Source organism: Frateuria sp. (assembly GCF_035695185.1).
Classification (GTDB): Bacteria; Pseudomonadota; Gammaproteobacteria; order Xanthomonadales; family Rhodanobacteraceae; genus Frateuria_A.
The window spans coordinates 1-16,254 of record NZ_DASSES010000097.1 but is presented as its reverse complement, the minus strand read 5'-3'; the positions used below and the strand labels follow the sequence as shown (position 1 = coordinate 16,254).

Annotated in this window: 17 protein-coding genes and 3 tRNA genes; 6 read left to right on the top strand and 14 right to left on the bottom strand. The window is 68.4% G+C overall.

Going from position 1 to position 16,254, the window contains the following annotated elements; genetic code table 11:
- From VFH59_RS07490 to VFH59_RS07470, 5 genes are all read right to left on the bottom strand, one after another.
- Nucleotides 1-701, bottom strand: a 701-nt coding sequence (locus VFH59_RS07490) for an exodeoxyribonuclease III (protein WP_325164258.1), incomplete at its 3' end; no start/stop codon positions are given.
- A gap of 25 nt (nt 702-726) precedes the next feature.
- On the bottom strand, nt 727-1,812 hold the full coding sequence (locus tag VFH59_RS07485) for a sugar-transfer associated ATP-grasp domain-containing protein (RefSeq protein ID WP_325164257.1): 1,086 nt from the start codon (nt 1,810-1,812) through the stop codon (nt 727-729).
- A gap of 284 nt (nt 1,813-2,096) precedes the next feature.
- Nucleotides 2,097-2,606, bottom strand: a complete 510-nt coding sequence (gene msrA, locus VFH59_RS07480) for a peptide-methionine (S)-S-oxide reductase MsrA (RefSeq protein ID WP_325164256.1) — start codon at nt 2,604-2,606, stop codon at nt 2,097-2,099.
- Nucleotides 2,603-3,064, bottom strand: a complete 462-nt coding sequence (msrB, locus tag VFH59_RS07475; RefSeq protein ID WP_325164255.1) for a peptide-methionine (R)-S-oxide reductase MsrB — start codon at nt 3,062-3,064, stop codon at nt 2,603-2,605. The genes msrA and msrB overlap by 4 nt, the downstream gene beginning before the upstream one ends.
- 132 nt (nt 3,065-3,196) lie before the next feature.
- A complete protein-coding gene (locus tag VFH59_RS07470; protein ID WP_325164254.1) occupies nt 3,197-3,622 on the bottom strand; it encodes a pyrimidine dimer DNA glycosylase/endonuclease V in 426 nt (141 codons plus the stop codon).
- A 156-nt stretch (nt 3,623-3,778) separates the two neighbouring features.
- On the opposite strand from VFH59_RS07470, the gene VFH59_RS07465 reads away from it, so the two are divergent.
- Nucleotides 3,779-4,792, top strand: coding sequence for a methyltransferase (locus VFH59_RS07465; protein ID WP_325164253.1), 1,014 nt, complete (start codon nt 3,779-3,781; stop codon nt 4,790-4,792).
- Nucleotides 4,793-4,823: 31 nt separating this feature from the next.
- On the opposite strand, the gene VFH59_RS07460 is transcribed toward VFH59_RS07465, so the two are convergent.
- The 4 genes from VFH59_RS07460 to gloB form a co-directional block, all read right to left on the bottom strand.
- On the bottom strand, nt 4,824-5,273 hold the full coding sequence (locus tag VFH59_RS07460; RefSeq protein WP_325164252.1) for a hypothetical protein: 450 nt from the start codon (nt 5,271-5,273) through the stop codon (nt 4,824-4,826).
- A gap of 99 nt (nt 5,274-5,372) precedes the next feature.
- Entirely contained in the window at nt 5,373-6,686 is a 1,314-nt protein-coding gene (locus tag VFH59_RS07455) for an amidohydrolase family protein (protein WP_325164251.1), read from the bottom strand.
- Nucleotides 6,687-6,857: 171 nt separating this feature from the next.
- Nucleotides 6,858-8,108 (bottom strand): transglycosylase SLT domain-containing protein, encoded by a 1,251-nt coding sequence (locus VFH59_RS07450; protein WP_325164250.1) that lies wholly within the window; start codon nt 8,106-8,108, stop codon nt 6,858-6,860.
- Nucleotides 8,105-8,869: a hydroxyacylglutathione hydrolase gene (gene gloB, locus VFH59_RS07445; RefSeq protein WP_325164248.1), complete on the bottom strand. Its 765-nt coding sequence runs from the start codon at nt 8,867-8,869 to the stop codon at nt 8,105-8,107. Before gloB ends, VFH59_RS07450 begins: the two co-directional genes overlap by 4 nt.
- Before the next feature lie 205 nt (nt 8,870-9,074).
- On the opposite strand from gloB, the gene VFH59_RS07440 reads away from it, so the two are divergent.
- From VFH59_RS07440 to dnaQ, 3 genes are read left to right on the top strand one after another with little or no spacing between them, the layout of a single operon-like run.
- Nucleotides 9,075-9,755 (top strand): methyltransferase domain-containing protein, encoded by a 681-nt coding sequence (locus VFH59_RS07440; protein WP_325164247.1) that lies wholly within the window; start codon nt 9,075-9,077, stop codon nt 9,753-9,755.
- Between the two features lie 17 nt (nt 9,756-9,772).
- Nucleotides 9,773-10,216 (top strand): ribonuclease HI, encoded by a 444-nt coding sequence (gene rnhA / locus VFH59_RS07435; RefSeq protein ID WP_325164246.1) that lies wholly within the window; start codon nt 9,773-9,775, stop codon nt 10,214-10,216.
- A complete protein-coding gene (dnaQ, locus tag VFH59_RS07430; RefSeq protein ID WP_325164245.1) occupies nt 10,213-10,947 on the top strand; it encodes a DNA polymerase III subunit epsilon in 735 nt (244 codons plus the stop codon). Before rnhA ends, dnaQ begins: the two co-directional genes overlap by 4 nt.
- Before the next feature lie 4 nt (nt 10,948-10,951).
- Here the strand turns inward: dnaQ and VFH59_RS07425 are convergent, their stop codons facing one another.
- The 3 genes from VFH59_RS07425 to ppsA form a co-directional block, all read right to left on the bottom strand.
- Nucleotides 10,952-11,656, bottom strand: coding sequence for a PP2C family protein-serine/threonine phosphatase (locus VFH59_RS07425; protein WP_325164244.1), 705 nt, complete (start codon nt 11,654-11,656; stop codon nt 10,952-10,954).
- Nucleotides 11,657-11,762: 106 nt separating this feature from the next.
- Nucleotides 11,763-11,852: transfer RNA gene (locus VFH59_RS07420), tRNA-Ser, on the bottom strand.
- 185 nt (nt 11,853-12,037) lie between these two features.
- Nucleotides 12,038-14,410 carry a phosphoenolpyruvate synthase gene (gene ppsA / locus VFH59_RS07415; RefSeq protein ID WP_325164243.1) on the bottom strand — a complete coding sequence of 791 codons (2,373 nt, stop codon included), beginning with the start codon at nt 14,408-14,410 and terminating at the stop codon, nt 12,038-12,040.
- A 222-nt stretch (nt 14,411-14,632) separates the two neighbouring features.
- Here ppsA and ppsR point away from each other — a divergent pair, with 222 nt between their 5' ends.
- The gene (gene ppsR / locus VFH59_RS07410) at nt 14,633-15,448 is read left to right on the top strand and encodes a posphoenolpyruvate synthetase regulatory kinase/phosphorylase PpsR (RefSeq protein ID WP_325164242.1); all 816 of its coding nucleotides are present in this window, start codon (nt 14,633-14,635) and stop codon (nt 15,446-15,448) included.
- A gap of 16 nt (nt 15,449-15,464) precedes the next feature.
- Nucleotides 15,465-15,935, top strand: coding sequence for a DUF1249 domain-containing protein (locus tag VFH59_RS07405; RefSeq protein ID WP_325164241.1), 471 nt, complete (start codon nt 15,465-15,467; stop codon nt 15,933-15,935).
- 126 nt (nt 15,936-16,061) lie between these two features.
- On the opposite strand, the gene VFH59_RS07400 is transcribed toward VFH59_RS07405, so the two are convergent.
- Together VFH59_RS07400 and VFH59_RS07395 are read right to left on the bottom strand one after the other, a co-directional pair.
- A tRNA-Asp gene (locus VFH59_RS07400) sits at nt 16,062-16,138 on the bottom strand.
- Nucleotides 16,139-16,176: 38 nt separating this feature from the next.
- Nucleotides 16,177-16,252 (bottom strand) — tRNA-Glu (locus VFH59_RS07395).
- Nucleotides 16,253-16,254 lie beyond the last annotated feature (2 nt).

The window sequence follows — 16,254 nt, the reverse complement described above, 5'->3', positions numbered from 1 at the left end:
CGATGGCGGCTGCGCGGGTTGAACCAGGTGTAGGCGCGTGCGTCCGGATGCAGGTGGCGGAAGGCATCGGCCAGGCCGAGGCCGGCGACGAACTCCTCGTTGAAGCGCCGGCGCGCGGTGGCGTGCGGCTCTTCCATGCGCAGGCGCGGGGTGGCGTCCCGAGGCGCGCGAGACACGTTCCAGTCGCCCACCAGCAACAAGTCGAGGCCGCCCGCCTGCAAGACGCGCATCTCCCCGGCGAGACGCTCGATGAAGCGTTGCTTGAACTGGTGCCGGTCGCCGTGCGGCCCGCCTCGCTCCGCGTCCCAGTACGGCCGGCCGGTGCCGTTGACCGCGTAGACATTGATCACGGCGACACCCAGCGAAGGCAGGCCCGAGACGATCACGCGCCCCTCGGTGTCCCACGCGAAACGCATCGGCGCGGCATCCAGCGCGGTGCGCACCCAGGTCGCCACGCCGTAGGCGCGGCCGCCACGGAAGCGACCGTTGTGCCGGTCCCGGTTGAGCGAGGCGTGGCAGGCGAAGCCGGGCAGGGCGGACCGCATGCAGGCGACCAGGGCGTCGTCTTGTGGGCGGATGCGCACCTCCTGCAGGCACAGTACGTCCGGCGAACCCAGCCGCGCATGCATCGCCGGCAGGCCGCCGGCGTCGGCTTGCAGCCAGCGGGCGAGGTTCTCGACGTTCCATGAAACGATGCGCATGGGGCGCGGGCGGTGGGCTGCGGGCTCAGGCGGCCGCGTCCCTCCAGAGATTCTCCCAGCCCAGGCCGCGGAAGCACGGACCCTTGGTGGCTTCGGAGAATTTGATGTCGTTGTAGCGCGCGTTCCACTCCATCAGGCGGGGCTGGTTGTCCTGGTCGATGCACAGGTCCCAGCCCAGGCACGGCATGTGCGGACAACTCTCGTGCAGCGAGCGGCACAGTTGCAGGGCCTTGTCGAACTGGGGAACGACCAGGCCGGCGAAGCCCAGGCCGGTGTCCGGGTGGGTATCGGTACGGCGCCAGTCGTGCAGGTAGCCGGTCTCCTCCAGCGCGCCGCTCGCCGGGTCGACGGCGACGCGCACGTGGCTGCTGCTGCGGACGATGTCGTCTCCGTCGCGGCCCAGGCGCAGGTAGGCAGCCCTGACCGAGATGCTGCCGTCGGGTTCGCGGGCGGTGGTGATGCGCAGCGTGGCAGTGGCGCTCGGACTCAATGCGGCGAAGAACCCGTGCTGGCGTATCGGCGACTGGAAAACGCCGTCGGGCAACGGCAGCCGGCCCTGGGCGGGAAAGTGTTCGCGCGTCATGAAGGTCACGCTGCGGCCCTGGTAGGAATTGTCGGCCTTGAACACGGTGCATTCGTCGCGCGCGAAAAGGAGCTCCGTCAGCCCGGAAGGGGATAGCGGCCGGTAGTCGCGCGCGTAGTAGACCCCGTCGATGACGTAGGCGAGGTCGGGCAGCGCCGCGGTGTTGAGGATGCGGTTGGTGAAGGACTTGACCAGTCCCACCTTGGCCACCTCGCCGCTCTTGTGCGGGTCGACCACCATGCCGTAGTAGTTGTCGGGGATCCAGCCCTCGCGGAAGCCGCCGCTGACCGCCGCGTAGACATACAGCCAGGGGGCGTAGTCGCTGCTGCCCAGCACATCCCGGGCGTACTCGTCCGCTTGCCGCAGGGCGGTCCGGGCGGTCGGGCCGCGCTGGCCTTCCACCACCTTCAGCACCGTCTGCGCCTGGTGGTTGTAGTGCGCCTGGCGCTGCTTCTGCTGCAGCCCGGTGTAGAGGCGCCGGACGGCGCCCAGGCTGGCCTTCTTCAGGGATTGGGTGGACGTGGGCATCGGTCGCTTCCTTTCCGGGAACCACGAAGGCGCTGCACCCCGCCGGGTACAGCGTGCTCGGTGTGGGTGATCCTGCTGCCTTGGCCGGCCGGACGCTCAGGAGGCAGGCTGACGACGCCTGCGGGTGATCTGCCAGGCCGCGGTGCGATGAGTCCTCGATCTGCTGGCTGGGCCCGATGGTCCGGGGTTCTTGGCTGCCCGTCATACACGGGCGGGGCTCGCGCGTGATACCGGGAGAAAGCTCAAGGATCCGTGAAGGAGTGGAAAGCGCTACCGCGCCGGGCCTAACCGGCCTCGGCGCGCCGCGGCAGCTTCCACCCGGGCCGCACGAAATGGCAGGTGTAGCCGGTGGGGTAGTGCTGCAGGTAGTCCTGGTGCTCCGGCTCGGCCTCCCAGAAGTCGCCGGCCGGTGCCAGCTCGGTCACCGCCTTGCCCGGCCACAGGCCGGAAGCGTCGACGTCGGCCAGGGTGTCCTCGGCCACGCGCCTCTGTTCCTCGGTGGTGTAGTAGATCGCCGAGCGGTAGCTCGCGCCGCGGTCGTTGCCCTGGCGGTCGGGCGTGGTCGGGTCGTGGATCTGGAAAAAGAACTCCAGCAGCCGGCGATAGCTGGTCTGCTGCGGGTCGAACAGGATCTCCACCGCTTCGGCATGGGTGCCGTGGTTGCGGTAGGTGGCGTGGGCGACGTCGCCGCCGGAGTAGCCCACGCGGGTGGAGATCACGCCCGGCTGGTGGCGCAGCAGTTCCTGCACGCCCCAGAAGCAGCCGCCGGCAAGAATGGCGCGTTCGGTACTCATCGCTGGCCTCCTTCAGGTCGCTCGAACAGTTTGCGGTAGTCGCCGTAGCCCTCGCGCTCGAGGGCCTCCAGCGGGATGAAGCGCAGCGAGGCGGAGTTGATGCAGTAGCGCAGGCCACCGCTCTCGCGCGGACCGTCCGGGAAGACGTGACCGAGGTGGCTGTCGCCATGGCTGGAACGTACCTCGGTGCGGATCATCCCGTGGCTGAGGTCGCGCTTCTCGACCACGTGGGCCGGCTCCACCGGGCGGCTGAAACTGGGCCAGCCGCAGTGGCCGTCGAACTTGTCCAGCGAGGTGAACAGCGGCTCGCCCGAAACCACGTCCACGTACAGGCCGGGCTCGCGGTGGTCGTTGAAGGCATTGTCGAACGGTCGCTCGGTACCGTTCTGCTGGGTCACGCGGAACTGCTCGGGGGAGAGGCGGGCGAGCGCCTCGGGCGTCTTGCTGTAGGTCGGCATGGCTACCTCGTGTGGATGCAATACATCACCGGTTGCCCGGAGAACCGCGCCATCCTGCGGGCACCCTCGGGTCGCGCGTCCGGACGCCACAAGGACATGAGGCCGCGGGATGGCGTTCCAAGCGCAGGTGCCTCAAGGCCGTTCCCATGGCGCGATGGGTCCGGGTGCGATGACGAACAGCGGATGGCACGCGGGCGGTTCGTCCTGCCAGCGCTCGGCCAGCGCCGGATGGCGCACGGCCAGCTTGCGCAACAGGTGCTGCCACTCGTACGCCAGTTGCCCGGTCGTGGCGTCGATACGGGTGACGGGCTGGATCGTGCCCAGCTTGCTGCGGTCGAACACGTAACCGCGGGCGCTGGCTTCCTCCTGTACGGCGGCGAGGTAGGCATCGATCGCCAGCTCTGGCGCGGCGTGGCCGCGGAAGCGCGCCAGTTGCGGGTGATCGCGGTAGCCGCGCGTCTGGCCGCGCAGCACCGCGCGCGCCAGCAGGCCCTCGCGCCACAGGGCGAGCAGGCCCTGACGGTCCAGGTGCTTGGGATGCAGGGTCCAGAGGCGCATGTGAAGACCAGTCGACGAAACGGGTGGCATTATGGGCCGCCCCGGCCGGTGCGCCGGGGACACACGATGCTTCGCCGGCCCCCCGGTTCCGGTTACGCATGCCCTCGGGCCGACGCACCCACACACCGCCAGCGCGGTGCCGGATGGAGCGAGCCCATGCAAACGCAACCCTCTCCCGATGCGATTTTGCAGACCGGCCTGGCTTTCTGGGCCTCCAAGACCTTGCTTAGCGCGATCGAGCTTGGCGTGTTCACCCACCTCGCCCGTGGCCCGTCCGAGCTGCCCGCGCTGCGCGACGCGCTCGGGCTGCATCCGCGCTCGGCCGGCGACTTCTTCGACGCGCTGGTCGCGCTGGGCTTCCTCGCACGCACCGGCGGCCGTTACGCGAACACCGCCGAAACCGACCTGTTCCTCGACCGCGCCAAGCCATCCTACGTCGGCGGCATCCTGGAGATGGCCAACGCGCGCCTGTATCCGTTCTGGGGGAAGTTGACCGAGGCGCTCCGTAGCGGCCAGCCACAAAACGAGATCGCGCTCGGTGAGCCGGACCTGTTCGACACGCTGTACGCCGATCCCGCGCGGCTGGAGCAGTTCCTCGCCGCCATGACCGGCATCAGCCGCGGCGCGAACCTGGCGATCGCGCGGCAGTTCGGGTGGAACGACTACCGCAGCTTCGTCGACGTGGGCACCGCGCAGGGCGACCTTGCCGCACAGATCGCGCTCGCCAACCCGCACCTGCGGGGCATCGGCTTCGACCTGCCTGCCGTGCGCCCCATCTTCGATGACTACATGCGGGCGGTCGGCGTGGCCGACCGCGTCCGCTTCGAGCCCGGCAGCTTCTTCGAGCACGACCTGCCGGAGGCCGACGTCGTGCTGATGGGTCATATCCTGCACGACTGGGATCTGCCGACCAAACGCATGCTGATCGGCAAGGCCTACGACGCGCTGCCCGAAGGTGGCGCGCTGGTGGTGTACGAGTCGATCATCGACGACGAGCGCAAGGAAAACGCCTTCGGCCTGCTGATGAGCCTCAACATGCTGATCGAAACGCCGGGTGGCTTCGACTACACGGGCGCGGACTGCGCGGGCTGGATGAAGGAGGCGGGTTTCCGCCAGACGCGCACCGAGCACCTGGTGGGGCCCGATTCCATGGTGGTGGGGATCAAATAGGCCGCTTCGCGTCGCTCGCCCGCACCTGCCGCTACCGGTCGTCCCGGCCAAAGCGCATGCGTACGACGACCTCGAAGATGTGGAGCGCGGCGATCACCATGGGCAACGTGATGTCAGCTGCCGGCAGGGGGTGCGGTGTACGGAGCAAGGTTTCGGAGTGGACGAGTATCTGTGGATGGAACTGGGCGCGGACCTCGGCTTTTTTCAGATACTCGCGAAGGTCACCGATAAGCTTGCCGACCGCTTCCCTCTTCTTTTCGCTCTTGGAAAGCGCACGGTTGTGCCTGAGGTCGTCGGCCAGCGCCGCCATGGTGCGAAGCCACCTTGCGGCATCCTCCCGCGTCAGCCTGAGCAGGACGTTCTGAAACTCATCGTCCATGCGCGCGTTCCCGAGGGCCACGCTGGTCTTCGATCGTTTCGCCGAGAAATGGATGCCGACCCGGGCACGATCACGAAGATGGGCATTCTGTGGTCTGGACACGGTCGTCACTCCTTGATCGAGGTGGAGGCCGGGCAAACCGCGTTGCCCGCATTGCACGTCCGGGTTTCCTGCTGTCCGGAGGCGGTGCCTTGGCAATAGCTATTGCGGCTGTTTGTACACCGTCCCGTCCTTCATCACGAAAGGAACGTGCTCGAGCGCGCCGATATCCACGGTCGGGTCGCCCTGCACGGCGATGATGTCGGCCTCCAGTCCCACCTTGAGCTGCCCGAAGCGGTGCTGCTGGCGCAGGATCTTCGCGTCGACGGCGGTGGCGGCGAGCAGGGCCTGGGCGGGACGCATGCCGTCGCGGACCATCCACTCCAGTTCCTTGTAGTTGTCGCCGTGGGTGAACACGCCCACGTCGCTGCCGTTGCCGATGGTGACGCCGGCGTCCATCGCCAGCCTGAAGGCGCGGGCCGACTGCTGCATGTCGGGATCGGGCGGCTGGCCGGGCTCCCAGCCGCGGAAGTACCCGGCGTAGGCCGCCTCGGCTTCCAGGGTGGGCAGGTAGGCGACGCCGTGCTGCTTCATCAGCTCGAACACCTCGCGGGTGCCGCCGTAGCCATGCTCGATGGTGTCCACGCCCGCGAGTACCGCGCGGCGCATGCCTTCGGGGGTGGTCGAGTGCATCGAGACCGGCAGGCCAAGCGAGTGCGCGGCCTCGACGCCGGCCTTCAGCTCCGCTTCGCTGAAGGTGGGCACCGAGCCGTGGCTCTTGCCGCAATGGTAGTCGGCATAGATCTTGATCCAGTCGGCGCCGTGCCCCGCCTGGTCGCGCACCGCGTCGATCATCTGCGCGACGCCGCTGACGGGAATGCCGCCCTGCGGCAGATCCAGATCGCTGCGAAAGCCCATCGGGCCCGGTCCGTAGCAGTGGCTGGCGATGGTGGCACGGGTGGCGACGAACAGGTGCGGACCGGGGACCAGGCCCTGGTCGATCGCACGCTGCACGTCCACGTCGGCGTAGCCCGCGCCCTCGGTACCCAGGTCACGCAGCGCGGTGAACCCGGCCATCAGCGTGTCGTGCGCATGCTGCACGGCCTCGATCGTGCGGTAGGGCACGGTTTCCTTGAGCACCTGGTCGTTCCAGAGGGTCTCGTTGTACGGGTGCAGGAAGATGTGCGAGTGCGCGTCGATCAGGCCGGGGAGCAGGGTGGTGCCGGGCAGGTCGATGGTCTGCGTGCCGGGCGGTGCCTGGACCTGGGCAGCCGGTCCGACGGCGGTGATCCTGTCGCCCTCCACCAGTACGACCCAGCCCGCGTGGGCCTGCTCGCTGCGGGCGTCGAACACGCGATCGGCCTTGAGTAGCCAGGGGTGGCCGGCAGGTCCCGCTGTTGCGGGACTGGCGGTGCCGGCGAGCAGGAGGCCGCCGAGCAGCGCGGCAAGGCGGCGGTGAAGGCGCGGCAGTGGCATGGGCGTGTTCCTTCCGGTTGGACCTGATCGCCTTTTGTATCACCGACCCTCGGGCGGGCGCCTGCCTGGTTTCACAGGCGCCCGGTTGCCAGCGATCCGGCTGGTTGCAACGGTCGGGGCCGGTCAATTGGCCGCCGGCGGAAGAGTCGCCCGGCGGGAGGGGTCGCGACGTCAGTCGGGGGCGCTGACCCTGAGCTTCTGCCCGATGCGGATGGCGTTGCCACGCAGGTGGTTCCAGCGCTTCAGCTGGGCGACCTCCACGCGGTAGCGACGGGCGAGCTCGAACAACGTGTCCCCCGGGCGGACTTTGTGGATGCGGGGCTGGCCAGTGGCCTCGGCCGTCGGGGTGGCCGGGATGTGCTCGGCCTTGCGGGTCGCAGGGGCGTCGCCGTCGCCCAGGTCCGGGAGCCCGGGCTTGGCGCTGACGCTGGCGACCCGTTCGCTGGGATCGCCCACCGCCTGGGCCAGCAGCGCCGTGCGCAGCTGGCCGGCCTGCCGGCGCGGCAGCAGCAGGCGGCCGCCATGCCGGGTATCGATCACGCCGTTGCGGTACCCCGCGTTGATGTCGGCCAGTGCGGCCAGCGGCAGGCCCGCCTGGCGCGCCGCCTGCTTGAGAGGCAGGCGCTGTTTCACCTCGATGGCGACCAGTTGATGATCTTCGTCCAGGGTGGGCAGGGTGACGTGAAAGCGCTCCGGCTCGCGCACCACGCAGGCGATCGCCATCAGCTTGACCAGGTGTGCCCGGGTGCCCGCGCGTACCGGCAGCGTGGGCACCGCGGGCTCGGCCGGCGGGGCGCCTTCGCGGTTGACCAGCCGCTCGACGCCGTAGCGCCCGGCGTTGTACGCGTAGTCGGCCAGGCGCCAGTCCTGGAAGTAGTCGTGGTAATGGCTGAGCAGGGCCATCACCTTGTCGGTGGATTCGGTCAGGTCGAGCCGGGCGTCATACCCGCGACTCATGCTGAGGCCCATGTGGCGTGCCGTGCCGGGCATGATCTGCCACATGCCAGCGGCGCGGTTCCTGTCCGGCGGCACCGGCCTGAAGCGGCTCTCCACCCAGGGCAGCAGCGCGAATTCGCCGGGGACGCCGTGGCGCGCAGCGCTTTCCTCCACGTATACCAGCCGCGGCAGGATGCGCTGCATCTGTGCCTCGAAGCGCTTGGGCGAGTGCGTGTAGCGCCGCGCCCAGGTGTCGATCGCCGGGTCGGCGTCGCAGTCGGCCATGGCAAAGCTGCCGCGCAGGCGATCCCACACGTTGGTGACGGGGACCGCCGCCTGCGGAACCGCGGGAGCGGCGGCCACGTCCGGTACCTGCGACGAGGGCGCCTCGGCGTGCGGCGGCGGTGCCTCGGGTACCGGCGCGGTGGCGCACGCGGCGACCAGCAGCGTCAGGGCGAGTGGCAGGGGGCGCAGTACGTGTTTCATCCCTGGAAGACATCCTTTGCGGCGCGCAGGGCGGCAAAGCGCTCGACCCGGCTGCCGGCGGCGTGTTGCCGCCGGGCCCAGTCGGTGAGTGGCTCGCTGTCGATGCGCAGGAACGGGTTGCACGCCAGCTCGCTGGCCAGCGGCACGGGCAGCGTGGGCCGGCCTTCGGCGCGGGCCCGGGCAGCCTCGTCGCAGCGGGTGGCCAGTGCGGTGTTGGCTGGGTCGACCTGGCGGGCGAAGCGGCCGTTGGCCTGGGTGTACTCGTGCCCGCAGCAGACCTGGAGGTCGCCGGTGAGCGCCGCCAGTCGGTCGAGCGAGGCGAGCATCTGCGCCGGCGTGCCCTCGAACAGGCGTCCACAGCCGAGGCTGAACAACGTGTCGCCACAGAACAGCAGGTTTTCGCCGGCATAGGCGATGTGGCTGCGCGTGTGGCCGGGAACCTCGATCACCTCGAAGCGCGCCCGTGGTCGCTCCAGCGCGACCACGTCGCCATCGCCCACGCGCCGGTCGACGGCGCCGATGCGCTCGTCCCGCGGCGCGTAGACGGTCGCGCCGTGACGGGCGCGCAGGGACGCGGCGCCGGCGACATGGTCACCGTGGTGGTGGGTGAGCAGGATCGCGTGCAGTTGGAGCGAGTGCCGGGCAAGGGCGGCCTCGACCGGTGCGGCATCGCCCGGATCGACCACGAACGCATGGCCGGCATCGTCGTGCAGCAGCCAGATGTAGTTGTCGGCAAGCGCCGGTAACGGTACGACGTGCAAGAACGGTCTCCGCAGTCTCGTATCGACTGGCGCAGGCATCCGGGCTTGCGCGAACCGCCCGACTATAAGTGCGGCATCCGGGTCGCTCGTTAGTGAGTCGTTAAATGTGTGATTTGTGTTCAGGCTGGCGGCCGGTTCCGCGACCTGTGACGCGCTTGCGACCGCCAGCGGCTACACTTCGGTTTTGATGCAAAACGGGCGCGACATGGCTCAGCGCGATCAAGACATCTACGCCAGCAAGCCGATGCGTGGCCTGCTCGCCGCAGAAGCGCAGGCGCTTGCCCCCGAGCTGCAACGGTGCGCCGGCGCCTATGCGCTGCAGGTCTCGGCCATCGCGCGCGAGCGGCCCCCGGTCTCGCCGATGCTCGACCGCTGGGTGCGCCTGCACCTGGACGGCGGCCGTTGCGTGGGCGACCTGCACACGCGCCTGGACGAGCCGCTGCCGTTCCTGGACGACGCCTTCGGCCTGGTGCTGCTGAGTCATGCCCAGGAAGTGGCGCCCGATCCGCAATCGCTGCTGCGCGAGGCAGCCCGCGTGCTTGCGCCGGGCGGGATGCTCGTGCTGACCGGCATGCATCCGGCCAGCGGCTGGCTGCCGTGGCTGCTGTGGCGCGGCCAGCGCGGCGTGAACCTGGAGTCGCCCCTGCGCATCGGCCACTGGCTGCGCGGTGCCGAACTCAATGTCGAGCGCGTGCAGCGGGTCGGCCCGATGTGGCCGAGCTCGGCGGTGGTACCGCATCACGGGGGGCCGCTCGGTGGCGCCTACCTGCTGATGGCGCGCAAGCGCCGCCAGGCGATCGCGCCCGTCCGGCTGCGGCCGCGCGCGATCGCCGCGGCGCCGGTCGCCGGCCTGGCACCCGGCGCGCGCCGCAGCGCCGCCGCCTGACCTTTTCGCGAGGAACGATGACCGAAGTCGAAGCGTTTACCGACGGCGCGTGCCTGGGCAATCCCGGGCCCGGCGGCTGGGCCGCCCTGCTGCGCGCCAAGGGCGTCGAGCGCCTGTTCTCCGGTGGCGAGCCGGACACTACCAACAACCGCATGGAACTGATGGCCGCGATCGGCGCGCTGGAAGCGCTCACGCGCCCGTGCAAGGTCGTGCTCACCACGGACTCGCGCTACGTCATGCAGGGCATCGAGCAGTGGCTGCCCAAGTGGGTCGCCAACGGCTGGCGCACGTCCGACAAGAAGCCGGTGAAGAACCAGGATCTGTGGGAGCGGTTGGCAGCGGCCAAGGCGCCGCATCAGGTACGCTGGGCGTGGGTGCGCGGCCACACGGGCCACGTGGAAAACGAGCGCGTCGACACCGCCGCGCGCGAGCAGGCCGAGCGCCACAGGGGCAAGGCATGAGACAGATCGTTCTGGATACCGAGACCACCGGCCTGGAAGTGCGGCAGGGTCACCGGTTGATCGAGATCGCCTGCGTGGAGCTCGTCGAACGTCGCCCGACCGGTCGCCACTGGCAGACCTATCTCAATCCCGAGCGCGCGATCGACGAAGGGGCGCGCCAGGTCACCGGCATCGAGGACGAATTCCTGCTCGACAAGCCCCGCTTCGCCGAGGTCGTGCACGAATTCCTGGAGTTCATCGGCGACGCCGAGCTGATCATCCACAACGCCAGCTTCGACGTCGGCTTCCTCGACGCGGAGCTGGCGCGCGTGGGCGCGCACCTGGGCTGCATCGCCGACCGCTGCCGCGTGATCGACACGCTGGCGATGGCGCGCGAGCGCTATCCCGGCCAGCGCAACAGCCTGGATGCGCTGTGCAAGCGCCTGGGCGTGGACAACTCCGCGCGCGACCTCCACGGCGGCCTGATCGACGCCCAGCTGCTGGCCGACGTCTACCTGTACATGACCTCCGGGCAGGTCGCGCTGGACCTGGCCTTCGAAGGGGCCGGCGAGGAAGCCGGCACGGCCGTGCTGGCCCCGGTCACGCTGCGGCGCCGCCCGCGCGTGTTGCGCGCGGATCCGGACGAACTCGCCGCGCACGAAAACCGCCTGGATGCGCTGGACAAGGCCGCCCAGGGTGGCAGTGTGTGGCGGCGCCTGGAACAACCGGAGCCGGCGTTGGCCGAGGCCTGAGCGCTCAGCTGACGCGCGCCAGGATTACCGTGATGTTGTCGTCCGCGCTGCCGTCGAGCGCGGCGAGCAGAAGGTGGTCGACGCACTCCTGCGCGGCGAGGTCGGTGCGGCCGACGATCCGGGCAATCGCGGCATCCGACAGGCTTTCGGTCAGGCCGTCGCTGCACAGCACGAAGCGGCTGCCCGGCTCGGCCCGACCGCGCGCCATGCCGATGTGCAGCTGCTCGATCGCCGTGACACCCAACGCCTGGGTCAGCACGTTGCGTTGCGGGTGACGATCGGCCAGCGCCGGATCGAGTTGGCCGGCGGCGACCAGCTCCTGCACCAGCGAATGGTCGTGGCTGACCTGGCGCAACGCGCCGCCCTGCCACAGGTAGATGCGGCTGTCGCCGACCCAGGCCACCTCGTAGCGATCGCCGGCCAATCGCAGCGCGGCCACCGTCGTGCCCATCGGCAGCTGGTCAGCCGCGGCGCTCGAATGCCGGAACAGTCGCTCCCCGGCAGCGCGCACCGCCTCCACCAGGCCACGCCCGCGCGCGACCTGTTCGACGATGGCGTCGCGCACCAGCGCCGAGGCGACCTCGCCGTGCTCGTGCCCGCCCATGCCATCAGCGACGAGGAACAGGCCCAGCGCCGGATCGGCGTAATAGGTGTCCTCGTTGCGCGCGCGGCGCAGGCCGACGTGGGTGCCGTGTCCGAACTCGATCATGGGGTGCCTGAGGGTACGAGCGCCGTGCAGCATGCCGCATGGCGTTGCGCTTCGCAAAACGGAGGAGAAAAAACAAAACGCCCCACGAGGGGGCGTTTGTCTTCACTGGCGGAGAGGGTGGGATTCGAACCCACGGTACGCTTGCACGTACGCCTGATTTCGAGTCAGGTACATTCGACCACTCTGCCACCTCTCCAAAGGTGCGCGGGTCGGCGCGAGCCGCGAAGTTTACGCGGCAGCCCGGGCAGTGACAAGCACCGCCATGGGATTTCCATCGCATGGCGATTTTCGTAAGGGCCCACACTTGTGGGCGATGCCCAGGCTTCAATCGGTTACCGCAGGAGCTCGCCGAAAAGTGAGCTCCTGCCAGATGCGGGTGGCTCAGCCCGCCTTTTTCTTGGCCAGCCGCAGCCAGGTATCGACCACCGTGTCGGGGTTGAGCGACACCGATTCGATGCCCTGGTCCATCAGCCACTCGGCCAGGTCCGGGTGATCACTCGGACCCTGGCCGCAGATGCCGACGTACTTGCCCTTCTCGCGGGCCGTCTTGATCGCCATGGCGAGCAGCTTCTTGACCGCCGGGTCGCGTTCGTCGAACAGGCTGGCGACGATGCCCGAATCGCGGTCCAGGCCCAGGGTCAGCTGGGTGAGGTCGTTGGAGCCGATCGAGAAGCCGTCGAAGATCTCAAGGAACTCGTCGGCCAGCAGGGCGTTGGACGGGACCTCGCACATCATGATGACCTTGAGGTCGTCCTGGCCCTGCTTGAGGCCGTTCTTCTCCAGCACCTCGACGACCTTGCGGCCTTCGCCCAGCGTGCGCACGAACGGGATCATCACCCACACGTTGGACAGGCCCATCGCCTCGCGCACCTTCTTGACCGCCTTGCACTCCAGCGCGAAGGACTCGGCGAAACCGGCGTCGACGTAGCGGCTGGCGCCGCGGTAGCCGATCATCGGGTTCTCCTCGTGCGGCTCGTAGCGCGAGCCGCCGATCAGGCCGGCGTATTCGTTCGACTTGAAGTCGGACAGGCGCACGATCACGGGCTTGGGATACACCGACGCGGCGATGGTGGCGATGCCTTCGGCCAGGCGGTCGACGTAGAAGCTCACCGGATCGGCGTAGCCGGCCATGCGCTCGTCGATCTTCGCCTTGGTTTCGGCATCCTGTCGGTTGTACTCGAGCAGCGCCTTGGGGTGCACGCCGATGTGGCTGGCGATGATCATCTCCAGGCGCGCCAGGCCGATGCCGGCGTTGGGCAGCATGCCGAAGTCGAACGCGCGCTCGGGGTTGGCGACGTTCATCATGATCTTGAGCGGCGCCTCCGGCATGGCGCCGAGGTCCGCGGTGATGCGGTCGAAGGCGAGCTTGCCCTCGTAGATCATGCCGGTGTCGCCCTCGGCGCAGGACACGGTGACCTCGGCGCCGTCGGGAATGGTCTGCAGCGCGTTGCCGGTGCCGACCACCGCCGGCACGCCCAGCTCGCGGGCGATGATCGCGGCGTGGCAGGTGCGCCCGCCGCGGTTGGTCACGATCGCGGCGGCGCGCTTCATGATCGGCTCCCAGTCGGGGTCGGTCATGTCGGCGACCAGCACGTCGCCGTTCTGGAACTCGTGCATTTGGCTGATCGACTTGACCACGCGGGCCTTGCCCGAGCCGATCTTCTGGCCGATCGCGCGGCCTTCGGCGAGCACCTTGCCCTTCTGGTTGAGCTGGAAGCGCTCCAACTGGGTGGCGTGGGCGCGCGACTTCACCGTCTCCGGGCGCGCCTGCACGATGTAGAGCTTGCCGGTGTTGCCGTCCTTCGCCCACTCGATGTCCATCGGGCGGCCGTAGTGCTGCTCGATGACGAGCGCCTGCTTGGCCAGCTCCTGCACGTCCTCGTCGGAGACGCAGAACCTGTTGCGCAGGTCCGCGGGTGTCTCCTCGATGCGCACGCGCTCGCCCGGCTTGTCCGAATAGACCATGCGCTGCTGCTTGGCACCGAGGCTGCGGCGGAGCAGGGCGGGCTTGCCGGCCTTCAGCGTCGGCTTGAACACGTAGAACTCGTCCGGATTGACCGCGCCCTGCACGACCATCTCACCCAGGCCGTAGGACCCGGTCACAAACACCACGTCACGGAAGCCCGATTCGGTGTCCAGCGTGAACAGCACGCCGGAGGCGCCGATGTCCGAGCGCACCATCAGCTGCACGCCGGCGGAGAGGAACACGTCCTCGTGCTTGAAGCCCTGGTGCACGCGGTAGGCGATCGCGCGGTCGTTGTAGAGCGAGGCGAAGACTTCCTTGACCTTGTGCAGCACGTCGTCGATGCCGACCACGTTCAGGAAGGTTTCCTGCTGGCCGGCAAAGGAGGCGTCGGGGAGATCCTCGGCGGTGGCCGAGGAACGCACCGCCACCGCGATATTCTCCGCACCGGCGTCCTTGCAGAGCTTGGCGTAGGCATCGCGGATCGCCTGATCCAGTTCCTGCGGCAGCGGCGTCTCGGTGACCCAGTTGCGAATCTCCTTGCCGGCGGCGGTGAGCGCTTCGACGTCTTCCACGTCCAGGCCTTCCAGGCGTGTGCGGATGCGCTTGGCCACGCCGCTCTTGTCCAGGTATTGCTGGAAGGCATCGGCCGTGGTGGCGAAGCCACCGGGCACCGATACGCCGAGCTTGGCGAGGTTGCCGATCATCTCGCCGAGGGAGGCGTTCTTGCCGCCGACCTTGCCCAGGTCGGTCATGCGCAGGTTGTCCAGCCAAAGCACCAGGTCGTTCAAGGGACTCTCCTTAGTAAAGCTTGGGTAATACGCTGCGCTGCGCCGAAATCGGGCCGCAAAGGACTGGTATTGTCCGCTGCCGATGGTGCAGGGCACAAGAAGACCATTTGTTCTCGATGCCGCGCCAACTGCATACCAGTCAGCGCGGAGTCAAGCGGGGACAGGCTTTGGCGCTTGCGCTATGGTGCCAGGCCAGGCCCCGCGCTCGAATGGAACAAAGGCATGCAACGTACGGTTTTCTTCATTTCCGACTCCACTGGTATTACCGCGGAGACGATCGGCAACTCGATCCTCGCGCAGTTCGAGGGCATCCAGTTCGACAAGCATCGCCTGCCGTTCGTGGACGATGCGCATAAGGCCGAGGCCGCTGCCCTCCGGATCAAGACGCGCTACGCACAGACCGGCGACCGGCCCATCGTGGTGAACACGATGGCGGACCGCGGCCTGTGCGAGATCGTGGCGGCCAGCGGGGCGCTGATGCTGGACGTGTTCGCGCCGTTCATCGGGCCGCTGGAGGAAGAGCTGGGCACCAAGCGCTCGGGCATGGTCAACCGCTCGCACGGCCTGGTCGACTCCGACAAGTACGAGGCGCGCATCGACGCTACCAATTACGCGCTGGCACACGACGACGGCGTGGACGTGGATTACGCGCAGGCCGACCTGATCCTGATCGGCGTGTCGCGCTCGGGCAAGACCCCGACCTGCCTGTACATGGCCTTGCATTACGGCGTCAAAGCCGCCAACTATCCCCTGACCGACGACGACCTCGACAAGCTGGAGTTGCCCAAGCGGCTGAGGCCGTACAAGGACCGGTTGTTCGGTCTGACCATCGATCCGCAGCGACTGGCGCAGATCCGCGAACAGCGACGTCCCGGCAGCCGGTACGCCACGCTGAAGCAATGCCGCTGGGAACTGGAGCAGGCCGATCGGTTGATGCGCCAGGCGGGTATTTCCTCGCTCAACACCACCCACGTGTCCATCGAGGAGATCGCCAGCAAGATCTTCGAACGCTTCGGTATCGAGCGGACCATGTTTTGAGGTATATGCAAGCCTGATGAGTGCCGTACTGGACAACCGTGCCGCGTTGCTCCCCGGACGTTTCGAGTTCCTGATGGGGTTGTACGCGGAGAACTACCACCGACTGGTGCACCTGTTCGCGCCACAGACGCTTGCACCCGGGCGGTACCGCTCCGGCGTGGATGACGGGCTGGACGTGCACATGCATGTGCAGGAGCGCCATCCATACACGTTGGAGCTGGAGCTTACCTACGGGTTCGTCGATGCGCACACGGGCCATCCGTCGCCCTCGGCACAGTTGCGCATGTATACCGACGCGCACGTGGCCGAGGCGCTGCATTGCCATCCTGGCCGACACCTGTGGCAGGTGCTGGGGCCGTTCCCTGAAGCGCACACGGTGCTGCAGCACCGGCTACGCATGAACGGATTTCTTTCGCGCTGGCTGGAGTACCTGGCCGAGCAGGGGCATTCGGTGGGCACGCTCGAGCGAATCGAGGCGCGCGATTGAGCGGAGCCGGAACAAGGGCGAAGCCCTTGCGGAGAGTGCGGCCATGGCCGCTTTTGCTTCCGCGTTCAGGATGAACGCACAAATGACGCTCAACAAAAAACCCGCACTGGGCGGGCTTCTCGTTAGTGGCGGAGCGGACGGGACTCGAACCCGCGACCTCCGGCGTGACAGGCCAGCATTCTAACCGACTGAACTACCGCTCCGCGTTGTCTTCCAGCTACACAAAGTGCGAGGCCAACCTTGGCGTCCCCACGGGGATTCGAACCCCGGTCGCCACCGTGAAAGGGTGATGTCCTAGGCCTCTAGACGATGGGGACGG